Here is an 8608-nt window from a genome sequence, read left to right as displayed (position 1 = left end):
TGTTTTTTCTTTACGTCTTTGCCCTTTATAAAATTCCTGACTCTTTCCTGGAATAAATTCAGGCGGCATTAACTCATACTGTAGCGGATTATTAAAATCAACTGGAATTTCCAGATCAAGAAAAGTATAAATATTTTCAATGAATTCACCGGAACTCGGCAGAATTGCTTCTATAATTCCTGAAATCATAAATCCCATATCTGTATTTCGCAAATGACAAAAAGCTGAGATTTTGTCTGCCCCATTTAATCGAATGTTTGTAATATGCCTCTTTGTAATTTTACCTTCGACCGTTCTGTATTTTATTATTAACTCTTTCATTTTATTTAAATAAAGGACCGATCAAATGTCGGCTAACGACAAGTGATTGTCGACGTTCGCGGTTCTGGAGCGTGCCTAAGCACGCGGAAGAATTGGCGCGAGGCTTGAGCGACCTTAGTCGCGTCTCGCAAGCCGGGGGACAAAGCGAATGTGGCGAAGCCCAAGCAAGGGGCGCGAAGCGAACCCGAAGCGCAGCGACAATTTTTAGTTATCTGCTGTGCCGCCGCCCCGAATTTTGATCGGCGACGCCAAGGACGGCGGAGACGATTAGTGAGTGCCTATAAAATTGCGAGTGAAGATGTAAATGATCACTTCTTTTTCGAAAATTCAGAAGCGACATCGGCAATTATTTTTCTTTGTTCAGGAGAAATCTGTAATAGAGTTTTTACGATTTCTTTAAGCCCTTTTGTATTCTTGATTTTACTGAATAAAACTTTATCCTCATCCATCTGAAAAACCGGTCCTTCATCAGATGAAGAATACAAAACAGGTTTAATCGATCTTGAATCATCTAAAAGCCAATCAAGGTTAACTTTATATCTTTCCTTAAAGGAAGTTAAGAACGTCTGAGACAAAGATTCTACTCTACCCTGAATGATATTATTTAATCCTGCTGGAGTAATATTTAACTCAGGAGCCGCTTCCTTTTGGCTTTCGCCGTGATCTTGAAGAACTGCTTGTACCTTCTTTCCGACTAATTTTTCAGTTTTCTTTGAGGTCATTAAAAATACACTAATAAAATATTTATATTGACATTAATTCACTTTTGGTGTATCAATGTATCTGGCAATACATGGGCGTTAAATTAGTATCCGGACCGTACCCTCATTCGGAAAGCAGAAAAAGACGCTTCTGGTGGCCTTTCCGTGCCCAAAAACCCTCCTCCGAGCAAACTAAAGTGAGTTTTACGAGTGAAATATCGAAGGATGAGCAAAAGGCTTTCTTTGATCGACTGAGAGCGGCAAGGATTGAAGCTAATTTAACCCAGGCTCAAGTTGCAAAGAAACTCGGAAGACATCAAAGTTATATTTCACAGATGGAATCAGGTAATCGTCGGCTATTGATCGAAGACTTTTATATATTATTCAGACTTTATAATAAACCTCCTGAGTATTTTTATTCTGTATTTGCTAAGTAATGATTTTATGGAATCGGAAAGATCCGCCCGAGTAAAATCTGCGAAGCAGTTTTAACGAGGGTAAAAGAGAAAGAATGAACGATTATTTTTGGCGTCCCGATCGCGAAGCGTTCGGGTGGCGCGGTTCTTGCCGGTACGCGATGCAAGAACCGTGACAAGCATCATTAATTATATATTAATTTAGTTTATTTTCTAGCTGATTTAAATTTACTAAGAGCTTGCCGCCACGGTCGTAACCACCTGCCGTCATTCTTTTTTTCATCCATTAAAATACCTTCCGATTCTAATGCTTCCCAATTCGACTCTGCCAGTTTAAGCCAATCGGAAAGTATCACTTCAGGATTTGGAATTGCTTTTAAGTATTTATGAGTCTCTGAAAACCAGGAAAGATAATGTCGCCAAGAATGAGAAAGCCATGGCTTTCCTGGATTCGCAGTTAGTTGTTCTTCAATAACTTTACTCCATAGATTACTAGAATATCCAGTTCCAAGCACGGAACTAAGTTTAGAAGATTTAATACGAAAATAATCCGTCTGACGTAAGAAGGCCATAAATCCTTGTTCAAACCAATATGGTAATTGACCTCCGCCAGATTGTTCTGTAGGTTCTTCATATCTCGAAGAAGTAAATCTTCTTAAATTAAAAAATTTACCACTCGCACAAGAAGATGCCCCCGCCACTATATATAAAGGCATTTCGGTACCAGAATGTGATACTATTATTTCTTTTCCGAGACTAGCTAAAGAATATATTAATTCCATTGCGTAAAAAAGCATAGTCTCACTATCTATTTCATTTCTCGGATCCTTATCCCATAGAAATACTAAATAATAACCCTTATAGTCGTTATTTGAAACAAGGCTAGCGATACGATAAATCCTATCAATATTTTCAATTGTAGGTAAATGCACTATAACAGTTTGATAAACTTCAATTCCCTTTGATTTTTCTAAAATTGACGCTCCAATATTTGACATTAATGAGTAATAATCATCATTACTTGAATTTTTAGTTAAAGGTGCAGGAGTTGCTGTCTTTTTAATATCGATTTCATTGCAAAAAGAAGAAAGCTTTTCGCATAACTTTTTCCACCACGGCAATGAAGTAAGATCAGACGTATCCATATCATCAGGAAAATAAGGTTGTTCAGTTAGCTTTTCTCTTTCTGTAGCAGGAAAATATAATTGGGGATCGAGTAATACTGAATACCCTTTTTTACTATAATTTGCCACATCACTTGCTAGTTGATCTGGCAATCTGTTAACAGGACTAAGAATTATTCCCGAAAATTCCGATAGGCCCTTTGCACCAACCAAATTTTCTGAATGATGGCCCATTTGCAAAAATGCTTTCATACTGTTAATCCTGTAAATAACTCAACTAACTTATCGGGAGATGCAATCCTATGTATTGGCCAGGGAGAAAGCATTTTAACCAAACATCCGAAACCAAATTCATTTAACTTTTCGATATTCTCAACCGGCATTGCTTTACGTTCACAAACATTAATAATAGCCTGCATCGTATTTCCTGAATCAATCTGAAAAGGATGGAATCCTAAAAGGCAATAAGAAAGAGTCAATGCGACTGAGAATTGATCGGATCGCCAATCAATCATACTTTTATCATTGTTTAATTGTTCAGGCGAAGCGAATAACGGAGTCCCTGGTCCTTGGACAAGCCACGTTCCAGTAAGAGAATCTTCAGAAAGGTCTCGCACCAAGCCGAAATCAGTTAAAGCAGCATTACAATTATCTGATGATCTAAACATAATATTTTCTGGCTTAATGTCTCTATGAACCAGATTTAGACTCTTTAATTCTTTTATGGCTACTGATAATTGCAGACCGATCTGTCCAATTTCTGTCTTTGCTAAACTATGGCTTTCAAGCTTTCTTTTTAAATCTCCACCCTGAAAGTATTCTTCTATTAAATAGTGATAACTCTTACCGGATGATAGATCAATATACGAATCGAATTTATATAGCTTCCCAATTTGGGAAATATTGCATTTCAGCATTGATTCTATTTCACGAGATTCCCTTTCTGGATGAGTTGCAGTTGGATCTGCGATTTTCAATGCAACAAATGATTTATCATCTTTTTTGCACTTATAGACGTCCTTGAAAGATCCATTCCCGACAAAAGATTCAATAACTAAATTTTCCTTTTTCGCGATTGCATTAGAGATTTGAGGAAATCTTTCAGGCTTCATTCAATAATTAGATTTGATAAATCGTTTAGCCTCTTCAGTAATCCAAGGCTGCACTGGAATATTTCGTTTTGCAGATAAAATAACACGGACCCCTTTTCTCGGGGTAATGGTACAAATGCCAACACCATATTTTTCAAATTTTTCTAAATGTTTCTTAATACGCGCTTCCAAAGCGCCAGGAAATAAAACATAAGAGTAATGAGCAAAGGACTTATTTCTATATGCTTGATGAAATGCTTCTTCCCATTTTTCAAGCTTAGCCTCCAAAGCTATCAAATGATTATTCCCCAATTGAAGAATAACATCCGGTCGCCCTGCTTGCCAATTGAACTCCAATGCCATACCCATACAAGAGAAAGGCACTTCCTTCTTGTTAATCCTTCTCACAAAAGATTTAACTAAATCGTACTCACTATCGTACATTTCTAATATCCTTAAACTTACACATCTTTTGTCAACAACCTAAGAATCGCCAGCCAAGGACGGCTGGCGTCTTAAATGAGGGGCGCGGCATTGCAGATAACGACAAGTGATTGTCGACGTTCGCGGTTCTGGAGCGTGCCTAAGCACGCGGAAGAATTGGCGCGAGGCTTGAGCGACCTTAGTCGCGTCTCGCAAGCCGAGGGACAAAGCGAATGTGGCGAAGCCCAAGCAAGGGGCGCGTAAGCGAACCCGAAGCGCAGCGACAATTTTTAGTTATCTGCTGTGCCGCCGCCCCGAATTCTAATCGGCGACGCCAAGGACGGCGGAGCCGATTAGTAATAGCACTTTTAATTTTTTAAATATCTAAAAGATCTTTTGGTTTTACTTTCAATTGCTTAGAAAGTTTAAAAATTGAACTCGCAGTAAAATTGGCTCGTCCAGCTTCAATATCTTGCAACGTTCTTACAGGAACAGCGTAATCCCCTTCATCCATGCTTTCCTGAGTAAATCCCTTTTCTTTACGCACTTTCTGAATATTTCTTCCGACTTTTTGTAAAAATTCTTCTAATTCCACGCACGGTATAATGCGGCATTGTTGACAAAAAGTGAACGCAGTATACCGTGGGATACATGTTCTTTAAAGAATTTCATTTTTTAATTAGAAAACTTGAGACTATAGTTCTAAAGTCTTTCGGAAAACGAGCAAATTCAAATATAAAGGAAATATCTAAAGAAGAACAGAATGCTTTCTTTGACCGGCTTAGAACGGCGAGAATCGAAGCTAACTTAACTCAGGCTCAAGTTGCAAAGAAACTCGGAAAACATCAAAGTTATATTTCACAGATGGAATCAGGTCAACGTCGATTATTGATCGAAGACTTTTATGTATTATTCAGACTTTATAATAAACCTCCCGAGCATTTCTATTCTGTATTTTCTAAATGATGATTTTATGAAATCAGAAAGATCCACCCTCGTTAAATCTGCAAAGCAGTTTTAACGAGGGTAATTAGGAAGCGTTAGGCGAGAGTTATCTGCAGTGTCCCCCCGCACCGCCGGAGCCATGAATGGCAGAGGCGGGAATGCCGCAGATTTAGAATAGTCCATTGATTTTTGCAAAGAGAACAGCAAACCGATCTACCGTAGCTTTGGAGAACGTGTTTTCATCATATCCTGTACGCATCAATGTGATTGCAGGGGTGTAGTGATTGAATCGAGATACACCAAGGAACTCTGCGATGCGCTTCACGATAGGTTCATTTGTTTGCTTGAGATCGCTTAGCTTGATTTGCGTTGTTCGAAAAGCGAGGTTATATAAATTGATGTATTCATCCTCCAAAAACATATCCTCGATATCCGATATTCCAGAACCATTGGCCGCAAACTCATCGAAAAACAGGACATTGCGATCCTTAATTATCTTGTGATATATCATGTCCTCAAGTCGTTTTTTTCCTTTCTGGTCAGTAAATGTATCGAGTATACAACAGACTTTGAGGCTGGAGCCACGCAGCAAGGAGATGAAACTCGTGACTTTGTCGAGACCTCCAACTGGGACTATAGTAACATCTTCTCTTAGTGATGCGATTCCCTTTTTTTTCAATATCTCGTTGAAAATTTCAAAATAGATAAGATCGCCCGGACCTTCGACCAGCAGATTCCTGTCCGAGATGAAAAGATTTTGAGCGATATCATAGCCGAGGGCTGCTTGTAGTGGAAACAATGTGTCGGGATCTTTCTCTTGAATTGAATCGGAGATCGTACTTCCTTTTTTTGGATCGAGTGTGTCATAGACCGTGCGGACTCTGTGGATTTGGGATGTTTCAATCATGAATGGTGAATGAGTTGAATAGATCACCTGATAGTTTTTCAGTTTTTCATTGATGTATCGGAGGAGGTCCGCTTGCGCAGACGCATGAAGATTCAGCCCCGGTTCATCCAAAAGTATTATGTATTTTTTCGACCGGTCAGCTTGAATTCGACTAAACCAAACGAGGAAAGAAAAGAACCAGATAAACCCCTTGCTCCGGTTGCCAAGTGGCAAGGAAACGCGATGCTTTGAGTTTCTTATCCGGACGTTTAAAAATTTGTGTAGTATTGATGGATTTCCCGGGTCTTGGACAGGTTCAATCTCGAACTTAATTTCCAGATGTTGGTTCGTTTTCCAATACTCAAAAAGCTCATCGCTTATCGCGTTTGAGGTAGCCTCTAATTCAGAAATGAACGATTCATAATTCTGGGCCTTGAGTAGTTCACTGATTTCCACTTTTGAAAGCTCCATAAGTGCTTTTGAAATTTTGAGATTTGCCTCAGTGAATTGATCATCGAATCGGTTTTCCGCGACCTTTTTGAGATCGATGCGGCCTGGCAAAGTGAAATAGTCATCGAAGTACCAAAAAACCGGTTGATGAACATCAAGATATGCTTTTGCTATGTGTCCACCTAGAGGGTTGTCCTCCCATCCATGGTTGACCTTTTCGATTTCGCTCAGGCGGGTAACTAATACGGAGTCTGCTTTGATCTCAAGCAGTTTGGCTTTAAACTCGGGAAAGGTTTTGGTTTGGGCCAGAAGAGATTTCTCCTCATCACCAACGTCTGCTTGATCCGCGAAGTATTTGATAAAATTAGCTGTGTCGATCTTAACGCCAGAAAACAAACCGCTACCATCGAATTTTTCTGTGTAAGAATATTTTTCAAAGCTGCAGGTACCTGGTCCTAAGAGTTTCTCGATAGCCTCTTTATCATGCTGTTCTAAAGTATACTCGAGTGTTATAATCGATTGGCCAGTTGGGTTCTCTGTGGTCTTCCATTCATTCTTAGGATAGTCATAAGTCTCGTCGAATTTGAAACGCGAATCATTGTCAAAATAATTCACCTTTGCAATGGCCTCCAACAAGGCAGTCTTGCCTGATTCATTTTTTCCAACGACGCAGGTAACATCTTTCTCAATATTCACAGATTGGTCATGAATGAAACTCTTGTACTTCTTGATGATTACTTTTGACAGTAGCATATAGCACTCCTATTAACAAAATTGAGATTGGATATGAGAAATTTCTGATTTCATAAGTCCGCCACGGACGGCGGACGTTCTCCGGGGGCGCGGCATGGCAGATAACGAAAGAGGCTTCTCGACGTTGCGGCCGCAAGCGCCTGTGCGCGACGCGGTTGGCACGAGGTTCGAGGCGCATTAGCGCAGTCTCGCGAACCGAAGTGACAAAGCAATGTGCGGAGCCGGAGTGAGAGTTTGCGGAGCAAATCTCGAACGAAGCGAGGAGACGAAGTTAGACGACGGTCATTACTCTGCCGTTCTGAGCTTCCTCAACTCTTCTTTTCTTCTGTTTTCGAGCTCTTTTAAAATTGCTTTACCTTTTTCTATCCCGTCGTCATTAATATCTAGGTTATTAATAAAATCCATGTGCATTTTCGTTTCTTTCAGTAACATGGCAGAAGTTACAGCATGTATATTAGATTTGCAACATATAACTTCTCCAAGAGAATTCATTTTTTTATTTGAAAAAGGATTAAATATATGCCTTTTAAAAACCCATGTAAAAACGTCTATTAGTTGAAGTCCTACTGACTCCTTACTCAAGCCCATTTGAAATTTTGGCTGAAGAACGTTTAGCTCTTTCATTTTCAAGGGGAGCATTATATCGGAAACTTCAAATTTTACCTGTTTCATAGTCGAATATAATGTCTCGAAGATCGTTTTGAATTCCCTTTGTTCATCATGTATAAATTTGTCGATTACTTGATCTTCTTCATCAACTAAAACATTCATTTGATTAATTAAGGTTGATAATGCTACGTAATTCGGAGAATCCATTTTTGATCTTTTAAAATCAAAGACATCCGAAATATGCTTCGTAGCCCACTCAATTGCATCGCACAAAATCTCCTTTAGCCTTTGATCAATAAGATTCTTCAATGCTATTTCTTGAAACTTAGAAAGAATTGAAATCAATGCTTCATTATCTTGAGTTTTATAAGCTTCCCAAAATGCTTCCCGAAGACCTTTCGGAAAACATTGAAGGCATTGTTGAACGATTATTAGTCGTAGAGCTCGGCTCCGATAACTTAAAGGTGACACTGCCTTATTCGTATCGGAGTCTAGTAAATAATCTAAGAATTTAACACCCGCTAGATGTTCTTTTTCAACACAGGAAAATAGAAATCTAAGGTTAAGCTCACTTATCAGTATTTCTAATTTAGGTGCAATGAAATCAAATGCCGATTCATTTGCATTCCCGTGTAATTCATTCAGATTAGCATGTTCGGCCATTTCCTTGATAATTAAGCGTAACTTAACATCCATATCTAAATTTATTTCTGAAATCAGGCCCCCTAAAATATAAAATGGCTGATCATTTTTGAATAGATCTAATCCGGTATTTCCAGTTTCATCTACATATATATACATAATTTAATGACTGTCGTCTAACGAAAGAGGCTTCTCGACGTTGCGTCCGCAAGCGCTTGTGCGCGACGCGGTTGGCACGAGGTTCGAG

10 protein-coding genes are annotated in these 8608 nt (G+C 39.1%); 2 read left to right on the top strand and 8 right to left on the bottom strand.

The window, feature by feature from the left end; translation table 11 throughout:
- Both JWG44_RS08575 and JWG44_RS08570 read right to left on the bottom strand, forming a co-directional pair.
- A partial coding sequence (locus JWG44_RS08575) for a hypothetical protein (RefSeq protein WP_205274544.1) occupies positions 1–321 on the bottom strand: 321 nt, incomplete at its 3' end.
- Positions 322–629: 308 nt separating this feature from the next.
- Positions 630–1043, bottom strand: a complete 414-nt coding sequence (locus JWG44_RS08570; protein WP_205274543.1) for a helix-turn-helix domain-containing protein — start codon at positions 1041–1043, stop codon at positions 630–632.
- A gap of 71 nt (positions 1044–1114) precedes the next feature.
- Between JWG44_RS08570 and JWG44_RS22275 the strand changes: the two genes are divergently transcribed.
- Complete coding sequence (locus tag JWG44_RS22275; protein WP_232371561.1) at positions 1115–1459, top strand: helix-turn-helix domain-containing protein; 345 nt, start codon at positions 1115–1117, stop codon at positions 1457–1459.
- 185 nt (positions 1460–1644) lie between these two features.
- Here the strand turns inward: JWG44_RS22275 and JWG44_RS08560 are convergent, their stop codons facing one another.
- The 4 genes from JWG44_RS08560 to JWG44_RS08545 all read right to left on the bottom strand — a co-directional run bounded on the left by JWG44_RS08560 (position 1645) and on the right by JWG44_RS08545 (position 4671).
- Complete coding sequence (locus JWG44_RS08560) at positions 1645–2814, bottom strand: hypothetical protein (RefSeq protein WP_205274542.1); 1170 nt, start codon at positions 2812–2814, stop codon at positions 1645–1647.
- Complete coding sequence (locus JWG44_RS08555) at positions 2811–3674, bottom strand: protein kinase domain-containing protein (protein WP_205274541.1); 864 nt, start codon at positions 3672–3674, stop codon at positions 2811–2813. Before JWG44_RS08555 ends, JWG44_RS08560 begins: the two co-directional genes overlap by 4 nt.
- On the bottom strand, positions 3675–4097 hold the full coding sequence (locus tag JWG44_RS08550; protein WP_205274540.1) for a hypothetical protein: 423 nt from the start codon (positions 4095–4097) through the stop codon (positions 3675–3677).
- Between the two features lie 355 nt (positions 4098–4452).
- Entirely contained in the window at positions 4453–4671 is a 219-nt protein-coding gene (locus tag JWG44_RS08545) for a helix-turn-helix domain-containing protein (RefSeq protein WP_020983254.1), read from the bottom strand.
- A 56-nt stretch (positions 4672–4727) separates the two neighbouring features.
- Between JWG44_RS08545 and JWG44_RS08540 the strand changes: the two genes are divergently transcribed.
- Complete coding sequence (locus tag JWG44_RS08540) at positions 4728–5042, top strand: helix-turn-helix domain-containing protein (protein ID WP_205274539.1); 315 nt, start codon at positions 4728–4730, stop codon at positions 5040–5042.
- Positions 5043–5190: 148 nt separating this feature from the next.
- Here JWG44_RS08540 and JWG44_RS08535 read toward each other — a convergent pair whose 3' ends face one another.
- Both JWG44_RS08535 and JWG44_RS08530 read right to left on the bottom strand, forming a co-directional pair.
- Positions 5191–7110 carry an ATP-dependent nuclease gene (locus JWG44_RS08535; RefSeq protein ID WP_205274538.1) on the bottom strand — a complete coding sequence of 640 codons (1920 nt, stop codon included), beginning with the start codon at positions 7108–7110 and terminating at the stop codon, positions 5191–5193.
- A gap of 285 nt (positions 7111–7395) precedes the next feature.
- On the bottom strand, positions 7396–8520 hold the full coding sequence (locus JWG44_RS08530) for a DUF3800 domain-containing protein (protein WP_205274537.1): 1125 nt from the start codon (positions 8518–8520) through the stop codon (positions 7396–7398).
- Between the last annotated feature and the right edge of the window lie 88 nt (positions 8521–8608).

It is taken from the genome of Leptospira ainazelensis (assembly GCF_016918785.1).
In the GTDB taxonomy this organism is placed as follows: Bacteria; Spirochaetota; Leptospiria; order Leptospirales; family Leptospiraceae; genus Leptospira; species Leptospira ainazelensis.
The sequence above is the reverse complement of the archived record's forward strand: the minus strand, read 5'-3'. Positions and strand labels throughout refer to the sequence as shown.

What these genes read in the sequence shown, in the direction of transcription:
- JWG44_RS08570 (WP_205274543.1), bottom strand. Translation starts at nt 1,043, where the DNA reads ATGACCTCAAAGAAAACTGAAAAATTAGTCGGAAAGAAGGTACAAGCA.
- JWG44_RS22275 (WP_232371561.1), top strand. Translation starts at nt 1,115, where the DNA reads ATGGGCGTTAAATTAGTATCCGGACCGTACCCTCATTCGGAAAGCAGA.
- JWG44_RS08560 (WP_205274542.1), bottom strand. Translation starts at nt 2,814, where the DNA reads ATGAAAGCATTTTTGCAAATGGGCCATCATTCAGAAAATTTGGTTGGT.
- JWG44_RS08555 (WP_205274541.1), bottom strand. Translation starts at nt 3,674, where the DNA reads ATGAAGCCTGAAAGATTTCCTCAAATCTCTAATGCAATCGCGAAAAAG.
- JWG44_RS08550 (WP_205274540.1), bottom strand. Translation starts at nt 4,097, where the DNA reads ATGTACGATAGTGAGTACGATTTAGTTAAATCTTTTGTGAGAAGGATT.
- JWG44_RS08540 (WP_205274539.1), top strand. Translation starts at nt 4,728, where the DNA reads ATGTTCTTTAAAGAATTTCATTTTTTAATTAGAAAACTTGAGACTATA.
- JWG44_RS08535 (WP_205274538.1), bottom strand. Translation starts at nt 7,110, where the DNA reads ATGCTACTGTCAAAAGTAATCATCAAGAAGTACAAGAGTTTCATTCAT.
- JWG44_RS08530 (WP_205274537.1), bottom strand. Translation starts at nt 8,520, where the DNA reads ATGTATATATATGTAGATGAAACTGGAAATACCGGATTAGATCTATTC.